This window comes from Pseudomonas sp. G.S.17, from assembly GCF_038096165.1.
In the GTDB taxonomy this organism is placed as follows: domain Bacteria; phylum Pseudomonadota; class Gammaproteobacteria; order Pseudomonadales; family Pseudomonadaceae; genus Aquipseudomonas.
Genome location: NZ_CP151076.1, coordinates 1,435,592 through 1,451,693, shown reverse-complemented (window position 1 = coordinate 1,451,693; position 16,102 = coordinate 1,435,592). Strand labels below are relative to the sequence as shown.

General features: G+C 58.3%; 11 protein-coding genes. 4 read left to right on the top strand and 7 right to left on the bottom strand.

The window, feature by feature from the left end:
• The first annotated feature begins 27 nt into the window (after positions 1-27).
• Positions 28-1,452, top strand: coding sequence for a gamma-aminobutyraldehyde dehydrogenase (locus AABC73_RS06545; RefSeq protein ID WP_341522920.1), 1,425 nt, complete (start codon positions 28-30; stop codon positions 1,450-1,452).
• Between the two features lie 490 nt (positions 1,453-1,942).
• Positions 1,943-3,256 carry a hypothetical protein gene (locus AABC73_RS06540; protein WP_341522919.1) on the top strand — a complete coding sequence of 438 codons (1,314 nt, stop codon included), beginning with the start codon at positions 1,943-1,945 and terminating at the stop codon, positions 3,254-3,256.
• Between the two features lie 79 nt (positions 3,257-3,335).
• Here AABC73_RS06540 and AABC73_RS06535 read toward each other — a convergent pair whose 3' ends face one another.
• From AABC73_RS06535 to AABC73_RS06525, 3 genes are all read right to left on the bottom strand, one after another.
• Positions 3,336-4,442: an NADH:flavin oxidoreductase/NADH oxidase gene (locus AABC73_RS06535; RefSeq protein ID WP_341522918.1), complete on the bottom strand. Its 1,107-nt coding sequence runs from the start codon at positions 4,440-4,442 to the stop codon at positions 3,336-3,338.
• A 99-nt stretch (positions 4,443-4,541) separates the two neighbouring features.
• Positions 4,542-6,257, bottom strand: a complete 1,716-nt coding sequence (gene recJ, locus AABC73_RS06530; RefSeq protein ID WP_341522917.1) for a single-stranded-DNA-specific exonuclease RecJ — start codon at positions 6,255-6,257, stop codon at positions 4,542-4,544.
• Positions 6,258-6,310: 53 nt separating this feature from the next.
• Positions 6,311-6,853, bottom strand: coding sequence for a YaeQ family protein (locus AABC73_RS06525; protein WP_065834754.1), 543 nt, complete (start codon positions 6,851-6,853; stop codon positions 6,311-6,313).
• A gap of 381 nt (positions 6,854-7,234) precedes the next feature.
• On the opposite strand from AABC73_RS06525, the gene AABC73_RS06520 reads away from it, so the two are divergent.
• A complete protein-coding gene (locus tag AABC73_RS06520; RefSeq protein WP_341524182.1) occupies positions 7,235-8,080 on the top strand; it encodes a TIGR02285 family protein in 846 nt (281 codons plus the stop codon).
• 182 nt (positions 8,081-8,262) lie between these two features.
• Here the strand turns inward: AABC73_RS06520 and AABC73_RS06515 are convergent, their stop codons facing one another.
• Positions 8,263-8,559, bottom strand: coding sequence for a DUF3509 domain-containing protein (locus AABC73_RS06515; protein WP_341522916.1), 297 nt, complete (start codon positions 8,557-8,559; stop codon positions 8,263-8,265).
• A 407-nt stretch (positions 8,560-8,966) separates the two neighbouring features.
• Between AABC73_RS06515 and AABC73_RS06510 the strand changes: the two genes are divergently transcribed.
• Complete coding sequence (locus AABC73_RS06510) at positions 8,967-9,623, top strand: response regulator (protein ID WP_341522915.1); 657 nt, start codon at positions 8,967-8,969, stop codon at positions 9,621-9,623.
• Here the strand turns inward: AABC73_RS06510 and AABC73_RS06505 are convergent.
• From AABC73_RS06505 to thrC, 3 genes are all read right to left on the bottom strand, one after another.
• Complete coding sequence (locus tag AABC73_RS06505) at positions 9,592-10,869, bottom strand: EAL domain-containing response regulator (RefSeq protein WP_341522914.1); 1,278 nt, start codon at positions 10,867-10,869, stop codon at positions 9,592-9,594. The genes AABC73_RS06510 and AABC73_RS06505 overlap by 32 nt on opposite strands.
• Before the next feature lie 82 nt (positions 10,870-10,951).
• On the bottom strand, positions 10,952-14,503 hold the full coding sequence (locus AABC73_RS06500) for a transporter substrate-binding domain-containing protein (RefSeq protein ID WP_341522913.1): 3,552 nt from the start codon (positions 14,501-14,503) through the stop codon (positions 10,952-10,954).
• A gap of 181 nt (positions 14,504-14,684) precedes the next feature.
• A complete protein-coding gene (gene thrC, locus AABC73_RS06495) occupies positions 14,685-16,094 on the bottom strand; it encodes a threonine synthase (protein WP_065834750.1) in 1,410 nt (469 codons plus the stop codon).
• Positions 16,095-16,102: the final 8 nt, after the last annotated feature.

Here is a 16,102-nt window from a genome sequence, read left to right as displayed (position 1 = left end):
CCTGAAGGCTTCATCGAGGAGAAAACCATGCAAACCAGACTGCTGATCAACGGCCAGCTCGTGGCGGGTGAAGGCCCGAGCCAGGCAGTGTTCAACCCGGCATTGGGCCGAGTGTTGGTGGAACTCAAGGAGGCGAGCGAGGCGCAGGTGGATGCCGCCGTGCGCGCCGCCGATGTCGCCTTCGAAAGCTGGTCGCAAACCCCGCCCAAGGACCGCGCCCTGTTGCTGTTGAAACTGGCCGATGCCATCGAAGCCAATGGCGAAGAATTGGCCAGGCTTGAGTCCGACAATTGCGGCAAACCCTATAGCGCGGCCTTGAACGACGAGATCCCGGCGATTGCCGATGTGTTCCGCTTCTTCGCCGGCGCCAGTCGCTGCATGGGCGGCTCGGCAGCCGGCGAATACCTGCCGGGGCACACCTCGATGATCCGCCGCGATCCGATTGGCGTGATCGCCTCGATTGCGCCGTGGAATTACCCGCTGATGATGGTCGCCTGGAAAATCGCCCCGGCGCTGGCCGCAGGCAACACGGTGGTGCTCAAGCCGTCCGAACAGACGCCGCTGACCGCCTTGCGGCTGGTGGAGCTGGCGATGGATATTTTCCCCGCTGGCGTGCTGAACCTGGTGTTCGGGCGCGGCTCGACCGTTGGCAATGCGCTGATCACCCACGCCAAAGTGCGCATGGTGTCACTGACCGGCTCGATTGCCACCGGCTCGCACATCATTTCCAGCACCGCTGGCACGGTCAAACGCATGCACATGGAGCTGGGCGGCAAGGCGCCGGTGATCATTTTCGATGATGCCGACATCGACGCCGCCGTCGAAGGGATTCGCACCTTCGGCTTTTATAACGCCGGTCAGGACTGCACCGCCGCCTGCCGGATCTACGCGCAGCAAGGCATCTACGATAAGTTCGTCGAGAAGTTGGGAGAAGCGGTCAGCAGCATCAAATACGGCCTGCAAAATGATCCGCAAACCGAACTCGGCCCGCTGATCAGCGCCCAGCATCGCGACCGCGTCGCCGGTTTCGTCGAGCGCTCCCTCGCCCAGTCCCACACACGACTGATTACCGGCGGCAAAGCCGTGGAAGGCAATGGCTTCTTCTTCGAACCCACTGTCATCGCCGACGCCCAGCAGGACGACGAAATCGTCCGCCGTGAAGTGTTCGGCCCGGTGGTCTCGGTGACCAAATTCGAGGACGAAGCTCAAGTGCTGGCCTGGGCCAACGAATCCGACTACGGCCTGGCTTCGTCCGTCTGGACCCAGGACATCGGCCGCGCCCATCGCCTGGCCGCGCGCCTGCAATACGGCTGCACCTGGGTCAACACCCACTTCATGCTGGTCAGCGAAATGCCCCACGGCGGACAAAAACTGTCCGGCTACGGCAAGGACCTGTCGATGTATGGGTTGGAGGACTACACCACGGTGCGGCATGTGATGTTCAAACATTGAGGGGAGATGGCGCGCAGGCTTGATCGCGTTTGCCGGGGCCTCGCTCCAACAGAATCGGGATAAATCCGGTTAACTAAACACCACAGCCCCCTTGTGGGAGCGGACTTGTCCGCGAAGCAATGTCTCAGGCGCTGAATCTCCAGCGGATGTACCGACCCTTCGCGAACAAGTTCGCTCCCACACAGTCTGCACAGGGACCGTGCTATCAATCGCGCAAATCAGACTCGTGAATCGGCTGATCGCGAGGAGTCGCAATTAAAAAGGCTGCTATAACTTCCAATAAACATTAAAACTCAATGTGAAAAAAATGATGAAAATTCAATAAGCTAAGCAACGTATTAAATGATCGCCATTGGCCACTGTCATTTATGACAGTACCCAATACCAGAACTCCAGAACAGACTATGACTGTTGACCTATCAGGCTCGTTATCGACAGAACCGAGCCCATTGACCAGGTCCCGATCATGTTTTAAATGGAGATTCACCGTATGGATAACTCAACAACCTCAATACGCCGCTCGACTGGCGAACTGGATCCAACTTTCGCAGACAACGGGATTTTTACTTTTACCGAAGCTATTTATGGGTTTCTACTTGTCGGCATAGGTAAAACCGTGACTGCCCAAGATGGGAAGATCCTCGTCCCGGCCGCCAAAAAAGCTGAGCTTCCAATACTTGAAAGTTATTTGTTGGCGCAGCTAAATGCAGATGGTACTCCGGATCGAAGTTTTGGCACGAATGGATCGGTGAGTGGACATTTCGTCGAAGGGAAAGCGTCGTACGGAGCATCAACTGCGATTACGCGAGAAGGAAAAATCATCCTGTCCGGATGCTTCTTACCGGAAGTAGCCACACCCCCTCAACCTGCACTTGCGCAATTTCTAGATACCGGTGAGCTGGACAAAAGCTTCGGCGAGAATGGCATAGTTCGTTTCGACGCTCTTCTCCCTCCGCCCGTTACCGACAATGGCAATGACCCTGAGCCTGAGCCTGAGCCGCCTAAAGGTGGCCCACCCGATACAGCGGCCCACGAAAATAGTTTTTCAATAACACCGTTACCCGATGGAAAACTGGTTTTCTCTGGCCGTGTAAATGGCCGGAATACTTTTATGAGTTTCCTGGGGCGTTTGAACCCGGACGGCTCATTGGATCACTCATTTGCATCCAAAGGGTACGTGGTGATTGTCGGAAACCCCAACACGGTGGATAGCCACGTGTTACAACCGGACGGAAAAATATTAATCAGCGGCCAAATCGAGAAAGAGGCACACACAACAATCTACGTCCGCCGTTATTTGGAGGATGGTACGCTGGACCCAACCTTCACTTTCAGCGAGCAGCCTTTAAAACCAGGCATCCTGGAAGGGGGCCATATTATGGCCATCGCCCTTCACGCGGATGGCAGGATTATCCTTGGGGCTAACAAACGTTATTACTCCGGAACCCCGTGGAACGGGGTGCTTATGTGTTTAACATCGAGCGGGGCTTGGGATTCAGGGTTTAACGGAGGTCAACCCCTTGAAATGGCATTGGGTACCACCGGCTTCAGATGCGTTTTGAAAGACATCCTTGTTGACGGTGACGGTGTCATATTACTGGGCGAGATGGGAGACATCGCAGTGGCTCGGTACTTTCTGGACGGGACACCTGATGCTGGTTTTGGTGACCGGCAAGGCTGGTGGGAATACCCAGGTATCGAAAGTTATTACCTCGTACGGCAAGACGATGGGAAAATTTTGGCAACTTCCATGTTCTCAGACTTCCAAAAGACCGTGGCACGCTTTTTGGGCGAGTATACGTAACACTTAAACTGGTAGCTTGTTGGAAATCGGTCGCAAGTAGCACGTGCAACTTGCGATCGATAGTTAACCCGAGTCCAACTTAATCGCGCAAATCAGACTCATGAATCGGCTGATCGCGATGGGTCGCGCGTTGGTATTGTGACGGCCAGGTTGCCAGGCGGCCGCCCAAGTCGTCATCGGCGTGCAGCGGCCAGTATGGGTCGCGCAGCAGTTCGCGGGCCAGCAGGATGATATCGGCCTGACCGGTGCGCAGGATGTGCTCGGCCTGGGCCGGTTCGGTGATCATGCCCACGGTGCCGGTGGCCATCCCTGATTCCTTACGCACGCGCTCGGCGAAGCGGGTCTGGTAGCCAGGGCCGACCGGAATCTCGGCGTTGGCAGAAGTGCCCCCCGAAGAAACGTCAATCAGGTCGACGCCCAGGTCCTTGAGGCGACGTGCGAGTTCAACGGTCTCATCCGGATTCCAGCCGTCTTCCACCCAATCGGTAGCCGACACGCGAACGAATAATGGCAGCTCTTCGGGCCAGACAGCGCGTATCGCTGCGGTCACTTCCAGGGTCAGGCGAATGCGATTTTCGAAGGAACCACCGTATTGATCCTTACGCTGATTGCTCAGCGGCGAAAGGAACTGGTGCAGCAGATAACCGTGGGCAGCATGCACTTCCACGACCTTGAAACCGGCGGTCAGCGCACGCTTGGCTGCATCGACAAACGCCTGGATTACTTCCTGGATTTGCGTTTCGCTGAGCTGCACCGGTGCAGTGTGTTTCGGATCGAAGGCAATCGGCGACGGACCCCAAGGTGTCCAGCCGCCCTCTTCGGCCTTGATGCTGCCGGATTTTCCCAGCCATGGTCGCCAGGTGCTGGCTTTGCGCCCGGCGTGAGCCAGCTGAATACCGGCGACTGCGCCTTGCGCGGTGATGAAGCGGGTGATGCGTTGCAGCGGTTCGATCTGCTCGTCGTTCCACAGCCCGAGGTCTTCGGGGGTAATTCTGCCGTCTTTGGTGACCGCCGTGGCTTCGGTGAAAATCAGCCCGGCGCCGCCGACTGCGCGGCTGCCGAGATGCACCAGGTGCCAGTCGTTGGCCAGACCATCCACCGATGAGTACTGGCACATCGGCGATACGGCAATGCGATTGAGCAGGGTCAGCTGGCGCAAGGTGTAGGGTTCTAGCAACAGGCTCATGGGGACCTCTCAGGCTGAATAATGTCGTTTTGGCTGGCAGTAAAACCGTACCAAGAGAGTAGTCGACAATCCTTTGCAACCGAGGGTTCCTGCCGATCGCTAGCGCGGGGCGATGTGGGCCACCATCAGTTGCACGGTTTCATTGCCGCGAAACTCGTTCAGGTCCAGCTTGTAAGCCAGCTCGACCCAGCGGATGTTCGGGTTAGGCCAAATGTCACGATCCACGCCGAACGCGATGGCATCGAGCTTGACCGTGCCGCACTCGCTTTTGAGCACCATCTTCAGATGCCGCTCACCCACGACTCGCTGCTCCACCAGTTGGAACACGCCATGAAACAGCGGCTCGGGGAAGTGCTGCCCCCAAGGACCGGCATTGCGCAGGGCACGGGCCAGCTCCAGGTGAAATTCCTCGACCGCCAGGGCTCCGTCGGACAGCAAGCGCCCGGTTAGATCGTCTTCATTGAGCTGCCGCCGCACCTCGACATCAAACGCCTCGGCGAACGCGGGGAAGTTGGCTTCAGGCAAGGACAGGCCCGCCGCCATGGCATGCCCGCCGAACTTGCTGATCAGCTCGGGATGCCGCGCCGCGACCGCATCCAGCGCATCACGAATGTGAAAACCCGGTACCGAGCGCGCCGAACCTTTGAGCACGCCATCACCCGCGCTGGCAAAGGCAATGGTCGGCCGGTGATAACGTTCTTTGAGGCGCGAAGCAAGAATGCCGATCACGCCCTGATGCCAGTCCGGTTCGAACAGACACAGACCGAACGGCATGGATTCCAGCGGCAGATCCTTGAGCTGGGCCAACGCTTCGCGCTGCATGCCTTGCTCGATGGATTTGCGATCCTGGTTCAGCTCATCCAGCTGGCCAGCCATTTCCCGCGCCAGGGTTTCGTCTTCGCAGAGCAGGCATTCGATGCCCAGACTCATGTCATCCAGACGCCCCGCCGCATTGAGGCGCGGGCCGATGATGAAGCCAAGGTCCGTGGAAGTGATGCGCGACGCTTCGCGGCGGGCGACTTCGAGAATGGCTTTGAGTCCGGGACGTGCACGCCCGGCGCGGATACGCATCAGGCCCTGATGGACGAGGATGCGATTATTGGCATCCAGCGGCACCACGTCGGCAACGCTGCCCAATGCGACCAGATCGAGCAATTCGCCCAGATTCGGTTGGGTACGTTGATTGGCCTCGAACCAGCCGTTCTCCCGCAGCCGCGCGCGCAAGGCCATCAACACATAGAAAATCACCCCGACACCGGCCAGTGCCTTGCTCGGAAAGGTACAGCCTGGCTGGTTGGGATTGACGATGGCGTCAGCGGCGGGCAGCTCATGGCCGGGCAAGTGGTGATCGGTGATCAACACCTGCAAACCGGCGGCCTTGGCAGCTGCCACGCCCTCGACGCTGGAAATGCCGTTATCCACGGTCATCAGCAATTGCGGCTGACGCTGCAAGGCGACGGCGACGATTTCCGGGGTCAGGCCGTAGCCATATTCAAAACGGTTGGGAACCAGATAATCCACATGAGCCGCGCCCAGCAGCCGCAAACCCAGCACGCCGACGGTACTCGCCGTGGCGCCGTCTGCGTCGAAGTCGCCGACGATCAGAATACGCTGGCGTTCGTTGAGCGCCGTGACCAGCAGGTCCACCGCCGCATCGATGCCCTTGAGCTGCTGATACGGGATCAGCCGCGCCAGACTCTTGTCGAGTTCGGCCTCCGACAACACGCCCCGCGAGGCATACAGCCGGGTAAGCAATGGCGGCAAATCGCCGAGAAAAGGCAGGGTTTCCGGCAACAGACGAGGTTCGATACGCATGCGGTTTTCGCTGGTTCTCTGTGGTTATCGATTTAAAGCGTAGAACCCGTCAATCAGCCGCGCTCGCCCGTGAGCCACTGCAACTGGACTTCGTGCTGACCACGGTCGTCGGTCACGAAAATCGTACCTTCGCTGATCATGACGTCCCACTTGATGACGCGAGGCATGTCCTTGGCCAGGACTTCCAGAATCTCTTGCGGCACTGAAGCGATATTGACGTTCTTCAGGTTCTTGACCGCCGGGATGACCTTGCCTTCCCAGACTCGCAAGCTGCCGTAAGCCAGCAGACTGGTGCGTTCAGTACGACGCGAACACCAGGTCAGGCGATCGGCGTCAGGCTGCCCGACTTCAATCCAGTGCAACACGCGGTCGTCCAGGCTTTTTTCCCAGAGTGCGGGCTCGTCGACTTCCGACAGCCCACGACCGAACGACAGATGCTCGTTGTACCAGAAGGCATAAGCCAGCAGACGCACGGTCATGCGCTCTTCGGTTTCCGAAGGGTGACGGGCAATGGTCTGTTTGACACTCTCGTAAACCCCACGATCCAGGTCGGTGAGGTTCAGTTCGAATTTGTAGGTCGTGGACGGCTGGGCCATGAACGGGCTTCTAGATGCGGGGAAAGGCGGCAAGTCTACCCGATGCAGCCCCATTGAACGACCAAAGCCGGCCGACCAACTGACGGCAAGTCGCGCTGAACCTTTGTGGTGGACCTGTAAGACAGCGAATCACTGGAAATCCAGGCCACTGTCATGCACATTGGTTCAATTGGCCCTCATTGGTTTCAACGCTTTGATATTCAATCAAAAAAAGCGATATCCTCGGCGCCACTGCCGGTATTGTTGCTGAATATGTCTGTTTCAAACGCCGATCACACCACGGTCTTTTTTACCGTCCTATACTCAGCCACTTCTCGGGGAAGACATTCGCGAATGCCTTATTGCAGCGCACTGCCCGCCAGGTCCTGCATGGCTTCTTTACTGGCCTTGCTGACGCTGTGTGCCTTGCCCTCCAGCAGTCAGGGGAAAGAAACGTTGATCTGGCTGTTGCGCGACATGCCGCCAGTGACCATCTTCTCCGGACCGCAACAGGGTCAGGGCGCTATCGACAGGCTGATGCCGCTGCTGATCGCCCGAATGCCGGAATACGAGCATCTGCTGATGCGCGTGAATCGCGCCAGAGGCATGCAGATGCTGCTCGACAAGTCGTCGTTTACCTGTGATCCGATGCTGCTCTGGACCGCCGAGCGGGCGAAAAACCTGCTGTTTTCGATCCCCACCTACGCAGTGCGCAGCAATGGCCTGGTGGTGCGTCAGGACGACATGGACAGCTTCAAGCCGTTCATGTCCGAGAACCAGATCGATCTGGCGGCGTTGCTCAATAGCAGCACGATCAAGCTCGGCGTGGTTGCCGAACGGAGCTACGGACCGGTCATCGACCGGATCCTGCGTGATACTCCAGCCAATGAACTCAATCTGCATTACGGCAACGACGCCATCGGCAGCCTGCTGCAAATGGAACGCCTGGGTCGCTTGCAAGCCTTGATCAGCTATTGGCCCGAAGCGCTTTATCAGGCCCGCCAGCAAGGCATTGTCGAGGAGGAGCTGACATTCCTGCCGGTCAAGGGCACGCCCAAATATCAATTCACCCATGTCGGCTGCTCGAACTCCCCCCGAGGCCAGCAGGCCATGGAGATCATCAATCGGGAGATGCGGGTGCTGCGCAAGACCAGCCTGATCGGGCTGTACGCGCAATGGCTGCCTAACGGCCAGCGTGAAGAGTATCTGCAGGATGCCAAGGCATTCTTTGAGGATGAACTGCGGTAACTACCGGCGGGCGGCAAGAATGTGCGGCCCTGAAAAAAAGAAACCCCGAGCAGCGGGGAGACTACTCGGGGTAAACCGTGGTCCATCGGGACCAGTACGGCAGGCATCAATCACCGGAGCACAATGTTTGAACCTGCCGTAATTAATCAGAGCGTACGGCCACCATAAGGTTCCCGAACAGGTTAAACAAAAACCGGAGACGAGATAAACGGGCGACTCAACGCTGCATGACGCATTGCGGCGATCACAGAAGGCTCTATTCGCCCCTCGGCAACCATCAGATCACGGCGCAAACCGTCGACCACGTCCGTCAGCTGGCGTTTGTCACCCAGTTGCGCTGCGCTGAAAACGCGCTTGATCACCACCGATCCAGTGGCATCCTTGAGCGAGACCAAACGCTCACCCTGAGGTCCGGCCGGCCCAAGGTGGGCTTGGTAAGGGGCCAGAGCCTGACTTAGCAGCAAGCTGATATTTTCCATCTAGATCACCACTCAACAGTTTGAATTCAAAGGTGCTTATCAATGACCATCGGCGTCATCAGAAAGTTCTTATTGCTTGACCAGAGGGTGCAACTCACCGAGCACTTGAGCATGCCAGCTGAATGTGACAGAGAAAAAACCGCTCCGCAGGCGCGAATTTATTCACGGGGGGCTGGTACAGCCGGTAGAGGGTCAGCGGGAAAAAGTTTGCTGCCGCAACAGCGTGAGGCCGCCGCAAACAAACTGTAGGAAATTTCGCGGAGAATCACGACCTGTTCCTACGCAGACTTCTCCCGCCATGAAGCCGCAGCGTGTCGGTTCCTGATATCTAATCGAACCAAGGACCGCGCAACCCGCCGCCGCTCAAGGGGATGTGCCCCGATACGCCATCAATTGGAATGAACATTGTGAGCGCTCACGCCGAGAAATCCTTGCGCATCATCCTGGCCGACGACCATCCCATCTTTCTCATCGGTTTGCGGGTGGTGCTGGAGCAGAACAACTGCGCGAAAGTCATCGCCCAGGCCAGTAATCCGGATGAGCTGCTGGAGATCCTTCGGCGGGTTGAAGCTGATGTGCTGGTGACGGACTTCATGATGCCCGACGAGCATCACAACGACGGCCTGCGGCTGTTGCAGAAAATCCGCCGGGACTTTCCGGCGCTACCCATCGTCGTGGTCACCATGCTCAACAACGCCGCGTTGTTTCGAGCGATTCTCGATCTGAAAGTCCAGGGGCTGCTGAGCAAGGCCAGTGTCGCCGGCGAACTGCCTGCCGCCATCGCCAACGTGCGCCGCAAACATCTGTATATCGCCGACTCCGTGCGCCAGATCATGCTGGAAGGCGCCGACCATGACCTGAACGGGACCGCAAGACCTCTGTCACCGCGCGAACTGGAAGTCATAAGACTGCTCGCAGCGGGAGTGACCATCGGCGGGATCGCTCTGCAACTGAATCGCAGCAAGCAAACCGTAAGTGCACAAAAAATCAACGCGATGCGCAAACTGGGTTTGGCAAATGAGGCCGCGCTGTTCATTTACCTGCAGGAGAATGGTCTCGGCTGAGCGCATTTTGCGGCCAGATCTGACTGGCTTCCAGGCCCCTGCGCTCGGTAATCCAGGGCAGCACATCGTGCACCAGCAACGGCCGGGAGATGAAATAGCCTTGCAGGGATGCACCGCCCAGCGCCATCACCGAATAGAAGTCATCCATTGACTCAACCCCCTCGAACACCACTTCCAGTGACATCCTCCGGGCGATCAGCAATGCGCCAGCGACCACGGCACTCTTGCGCGAGTCGTCTGCCATGTCGCGCACAAATTCAGCGGGCAGCTTGAGCTCGGTGAAAGGCAGTTGCAGCAGCCGTTCAAGGTTCGACGCGCCGGTACCAAAATCATCGATGGACAGCTTGCAGCCATGCATCCGCAAACGCAGCAGGCCTTCCACTTGCCAGGTTGCAGGCTCGGGAGCGGCCTGCTCAACGATTTCCAGGGTCAGGATATGAGCGGGTAATCCGAAGTGCATCAGCCGGGCGAGCACCTGTTCAGCAAAATCGGGCAGTTCAAGCATTTGCGGCGTGATATTGACCGCCACCGGCAACGCCTCGCCCTGCTCGCACAATGTATCCGCCGACAGCTTCAGCGCCAAACCAAACACCCGCCAGGTCAACGGCACCATCAACGCCGCGCTTTCCAGGGCGGGCATGAAGCGGTCGGGGGTCAACAACCCGTATTCCGGATGCCGCCAGCGCACCAGTGCTTCCACGCCGAGCACTTTGCCGGACAGGCTGACCTTGGGCTGATAACAGGCGACCCATTGCTCGGACAACACCGCCAAATCGATTGGCCCGTGCTGTGCCGCCGAGTACAACTCCTCGAAGCTCAGGGCGGGGCGGGGCGTTGGCAACGGTTCATCGCAAGCATCCGGCAGCGCATCGTAGGCCTCCAGCAGCTCGCCGATAGCAACTGTCGACGCCGGTTTTTGCAGGCAGCCCAGCACCGCGATGCCCTGCTGACGAGCCAGCTGCGCAACGCTTTCCTGAACGCTGGGCTCGGTGCTGCTGAGGATGATCACGGCACGCGCCTGACCGCTCAGGGCCAGATGACGAATCAACTCCAGACCATCAGGCCCTTCCATCATCAGATCGCAGATTGCAATGTCTACCCCGCCGCGCTTGTTCAACGACTGCCGCGCCTGAGCAACACTGGGAGCGGTGAGCACATCGAAAATCTGATTGGCGTTGAGCATTTGATGCAACGCCATCAGCTGGAAAGGGTTGTCTTCGAGTATCAATACGGTAAGTGAACGCACGATTGGTTTCCTGACTCCAGGCCGCCTGGCCGAATGCCCTGTACTTTAACCAGCCGCTTCTCTGCGCCCTATAGGACATGTCCTAAATGGGGGACTGATCCAGCTGCAAAATGATGTCGGCTCTTAAGCGAAGCATAGACCGCTGCAGAATTGGCCAGTGCTCAATCAGGGCGGCCTCCGACTCATCGCGTGCCTGTTCGTCAACGGCAGCGCAGGCTCTGGCCAGCTCGACAGCATCAACCAGACAGGCAGCGCCCTTCAAACGGTGCGTGATGGCGCTCAAGGCCTTCCAGTCGTGCCGTTCAACAGCCTGCTGAATCAAACCCTGCTCCTGATCCAGGTTTCTGCAGAGTTCGGCAAGCATGCGTTGCATTTGCTCATGGTTGGCCTGGGTCAGGCGTCTTAACGCGTCCATATCGAAGCTCAGTGGCGGCGCATGGGCCGCGAGGAGCCGAGCCAGTTGCTCAAGCGAAACCGGTTTCACGATGACCGTATCCATACCTGCGGCAATGCAACGCTGCTCTTCTCCCAGCAAGGCGTTGGCGGTACAGCCGATGATCGGGTTACGCCGACGTTGCTCCCGGCTTTCCAACAACCGAATCGCCTCGGCCAGCTGATAACCGGTCATTCCGGGCATGTTGCAATCGGTGAGCAGCAGATCGAACGCCTCCTCACGCCACAGTTTCAGCGCTGGCCCACCCCCTTCAACCGCCACGACCTGATGACCGAGAAATTCCAGTTGTTGAGTCAATACCAGACGATTCGCGGAAAGATCGTCGACGACCAACAGACGCAGACAGCGTACCGTCGGCGTCTGAGTCGGCGTTGAGATCGGAGTGGCGGGCACTTGCGCACCACACTTGACCGGGACGTCTACGTTAATTTCAGTGCCGCCTTGTCCCTGCTCGCTGGACAGACTGATCTTGCCGCCCATCAACTCGACCAGTTGCTTACAGATACTCAGTCCCAACCCTGTTCCGCCATAAGTGCCGGCGATCTCTTCGCTGCCCTGGACGAATGGCTGGAACAACTCCCTTTGCTGCTCGGGGCTGATTCCGACACCGGAGTCACGAACGCTGATGTGCAATTGCACCGAATCAGCGTCATGGGGTGTGGCGTCGATGCCCAGAACCACGGAGCCCTGATCGGTAAATTTCAAGGCGTTAGCCAGCAGATTGTGCAGAACCTGACGCAGACGCAGCGGGTCCAGCTGATAGAAGCCCTGGGCTCTTTCGGCGAAATCCAGGGACAGGTCCAGGCCTTTTTCGGCGGCCTGAGCCGCGAACAGCTGAAGGATGTCCGCAATGAATGGCTGCAAAGCCACCACGGCCAGGTTCAACTGCAGACTTCCCGCTTCGATTTTTGCCAGATCGAGGCTTTCGCCGATCAATTCGACCAACTCCGTTGCCGACCGAAAGGCGGTTTCCAGACCTTGAGATGGCGCCTGGCCGAGACGCAGCGCTTTTTCCCGTTCCAGCTCCAGCAAGCCGATGATCGCCCCCATCGGCGTACGGATTTCGTGACTCATGCTGGCCAGAAACGCACTCTTGGCCTCGCTGGCCCGATCGGCCTGCTGCCGGGCTTCCTGCAACCGGGATTCCAGCAGTTTGCGGTCACTGATATCGATCCACCCACCCAGCAGACCTTGCAGCTGACCGTCGGCACGGAAAAACGGCACGGTCCATTGCCGGGCGTCAATCCGTCTGTCGACCAGCTGCATGCTGCGGTCCACGAACACCGGTTTACGAGTTTCCAGCAATGTCAGGTAATCAGCATGCAGTTGCTGCGCGCTTTCTTGGGGAATCACGTCGACATCAATTAGACGCCGCCCATTCATCTGCTCGAAACTGACCCCGAAACTTGCTTCGTAGCTGCTGTTGCAGGAAACCAGACGGCCCATGAGATCACGTACGTAAATCGGGTTGGGTATGCCGTTGAGCAGCGCATGTTTGAACGCGAGTTGATCGTTGAGCGCTTCTTCGGCTTTCTCACGCTGGCGAATCTGAATCTTCAGGCGGCTGCTCCAGATCAGCGAAACCATGCCGATGAGCAATGCCAGCACCAGCACCCAGTAAACCCAGGCCGGAATCCGGTTCCAGAGAGAAGGCTGCGGGACCACCGCACCGAGCCATTTCATGCGAATAGCGCGCATTTCCGGTACTGGAAACTCCTCAAGGGCCTTGTTCAGAATGCTCAGCAATTCGGGCTGGGCCTTGATCACCGAAAAACGATCCGGCGACCAGCGGCCATCGACGCTGCGCCCGACCTTGAGTGTGTCAGGCAGATTCAGATGAGCGCCCGCTTCATTCTGCAGAGTGGCATCGGCCTGACCGTTGGCGACCTGCTGACGCGCCTCTTCGTAATTCGCCACCTGGCGCAACTTGACGTCGGGATACTCGCGCCGGATGACTTCTTCCAGCGCATGCCGGGCGGGCAATGCCAGCGCGCGCCCGGTCAGATCCTTCAGGGAAACAGGCGACTCGCTGTCTGCGCGCACCACGAACACCCAACTGTTGCCACCAAAGGCGTAGGTGAAATCGAGGATTTTCCTGCGCTCGTTGTTCTCCGCCAGGGTGGTATTCATATCGGCGTGAGCGCTTTGCAGCAGGTTCAAGGTCGCCCGGGTTGAAGCGACTTCCGTATGAACGAATTGCAGGCCGGTCAGACGCGAGATTCTCGCCAGGATATCGATATTCAAACCCACCCACTGGCCGTTCGCGTCTTTGTAGATATAGGGCGGGTGCTGACTGGTGGCCACCGTGACATTGGGGTGTTTGACGATCCATTTTCTTTCGGCATTGCTCAGCGTTATACGCTGGCCATTCACATCAGACCCCAGGCCCAACGTCCAGCGTCCGAGAATTTCCCGGTTAAGCGCCGCACCGAGGCTGGCCAGCGCTTCGTTGATCAGCGATAACAGCCGCTTCTGGTCATCACGAACCGCAAACGCGAAGCCCATCGGCGGCAGCGTGCTTTCGAACTTGATCTGGAAATCCAGATACGGATGCAAGGCAATGTAGGAACGCGCGATCACTTCGTTGCCAATGAAGGCATCGGCTTCACCGTGACTCAAGGCTTCCAGGGCACTGAACAGGTTCGGAGCAAGAATGATCTCGCTGTCAGGATAGGTCGTATGCACGACATGGTCATCGGCATAGCCGTCCAGCAATACGATCTTTTTTCCGGCCAGATTGGCCGGCAGTGCCGTGTCGGAGCCCCGCCCAATGACAAACGAACGGTCCGGCATATAGTCGCTTGAATAGGCCAGCCCGCTCAGTCCGCGCTCGTAGCCGTTGGCGCTGGTCAGGACATCAATCGTCCCGTTGCGTAATGCGACAACCGCTTCGTGCCTTTTCGCAAAACCCACGACCTCAATCGTCGTACCCAGCTTGCTGCCAATCAGGCTCAGGTAATCGGCGCTGATTCCCTGGTAGCGGTTGTGGTCGCTGGTGATGTCGATGGGTTCATAGTCAGCAATGGAAATACCGACGCGCAATTTTTTGCGCTGCTGCAGCCATTGGCGATCCGCAATACCGAGCGCCAAGGGTTCGAGCACCACGAAAGGCGCCACAAGATTGAACGGCAGGCTTTGGGCGGCGAACGCCCTTTGACTGAGCAGCAGCAATATCGACAAGAGAACCGCGTGAAATACGCGCCTGTTCGCTGCATGGCCGGGTGCCTTTAAAGCACGCGCACTGTTTGCTTCTTTCACTAAAACTGACTCATCCGCAAGGTTCTTAACCCTCAAAGTTTGGCATGCGGAAATGAGAAGGCCCGCCGGGTGGCGGGCCTTAAGTTGTTACACAACGATACCGTTACAACGGTTTGCCGCGATTGCCATGCTGGCTGACGAAGGCCTGTATGGCTTTGAGGTCATTTGGCAAGACGGTGCAGCGTTCGTCGCGCTCGAATAAATCAGACAAATGTGCAGGTAGTTCAAGCGCTTTTCCTACGCCCGCCTTCTCCACTGCCTCGGGAAATTTGACCGGATGAGCCGTGCCGAGGATCACCATCGGGGTATCCAGGCTGCGACGACAGGCGCGTGCCGCCTTGACGCCGATGGCGGTGTGCGGGTCCAGCACCTCACCCGTTTGCGCAAACACCTCGGCGATGGTTTCGCAGGTCTGCTCGTCGCTGACGGCCAGGGAGTCGAACAGCTTGCGGGTTTCAGTCCAGCGTTCGTCTTCAACGCTGAAACCGCCACCTTGCTTGAACGTATCCATCAGACCGGCAATGGCCGCGCCATTGCGACCGTGCATGTCGAACAGCAAACGCTCGAAGTTCGACGAGACCATGATGTCCATCGAAGGCGACAACGTGGCGTGCAGGGTTTCCTTGACGTACTGATTGCCGCTCATGAAGCGGTGCAGGATGTCGTTGCGGTTGGTGGCGACGATCAGCTGATTGATCGGCAGCCCCATGTTGCGGGCCAGGTAACCGGCAAAGATGTCGCCGAAGTTGCCGGTCGGCACCGAGAACGACACCGAACGCGCCGGGCCACCCAACTGCAGGGCCGCGTGGAAGTAGTAGACGATCTGGGCCATGATCCGCGCCCAGTTGATCGAGTTGACCGCGACCAGACGCGTGCCCTTGAGGAAAGCCTGATCAGCGAAGCTGTTCTTGACCATTTCCTGGCAGTCGTCGAAGTTGCCTTCGACGGCGATGTTATGGATGTTGTCGCCGAAGATGGTGGTCATCTGCCGACGCTGAACGTCCGAAACCCGGTTGTTGGGGTGCAGGATGAAGATGTCGACGTTGTCGCAACGACGACAGCCTTCAATCGCTGCCGAACCGGTATCGCCCGACGTGGCGCCCAGAATCACGACGCGCTCGCCACGCTTGGCCAGCACATAGTCGAGCAGACGACCCAGCAGCTGCAGAGCGAAGTCCTTGAACGCCAGGGTCGGGCCGTGAAACAGCTCCAGCACCCATTCGTTGCCGTTCAACTGACGCAGCGGCGCCACCGAACTGTGGGCAAACACGCCGTAGGTTTCTTCGAGGATCTTCTTGAAATCCGCATCCGGGATGCTGCCGGTCACGAAGGGGCGCATCACGCGGAAAGCCAGTTCGTGATAAGGCAGGCCAGCCCAGGAAGCGATTTCTTCCTGAGTGAAACGCGGCAGGTTTTCCGGCACATACAGGCCGCCATCGCTGGCCAGGCCAGTGAGCAGCACGTCTTCGAAATTCAGGGCCGGCGCTTGGCCGCGGGTACTGATATAGCGCATAAGTCAAA

Coding starts and splice junctions, on each gene's coding strand:
- AABC73_RS06535 (WP_341522918.1), bottom strand. CDS start 4,442: ATGAGCCTGTTGCTAGAACCCTACACCTTGCGCCAGCTGACCCTGCTC.
- thrC (WP_065834750.1), bottom strand. CDS start 16,094: ATGCGCTATATCAGTACCCGCGGCCAAGCGCCGGCCCTGAATTTCGAA.
- recJ (WP_341522917.1), bottom strand. CDS start 6,257: ATGCGTATCGAACCTCGTCTGTTGCCGGAAACCCTGCCTTTTCTCGGC.
- AABC73_RS06515 (WP_341522916.1), bottom strand. CDS start 8,559: ATGGAAAATATCAGCTTGCTGCTAAGTCAGGCTCTGGCCCCTTACCAA.
- AABC73_RS06545 (WP_341522920.1), top strand. CDS start 28: ATGCAAACCAGACTGCTGATCAACGGCCAGCTCGTGGCGGGTGAAGGC.
- AABC73_RS06525 (WP_065834754.1), bottom strand. CDS start 6,853: ATGGCCCAGCCGTCCACGACCTACAAATTCGAACTGAACCTCACCGAC.
- AABC73_RS06540 (WP_341522919.1), top strand. CDS start 1,943: ATGGATAACTCAACAACCTCAATACGCCGCTCGACTGGCGAACTGGAT.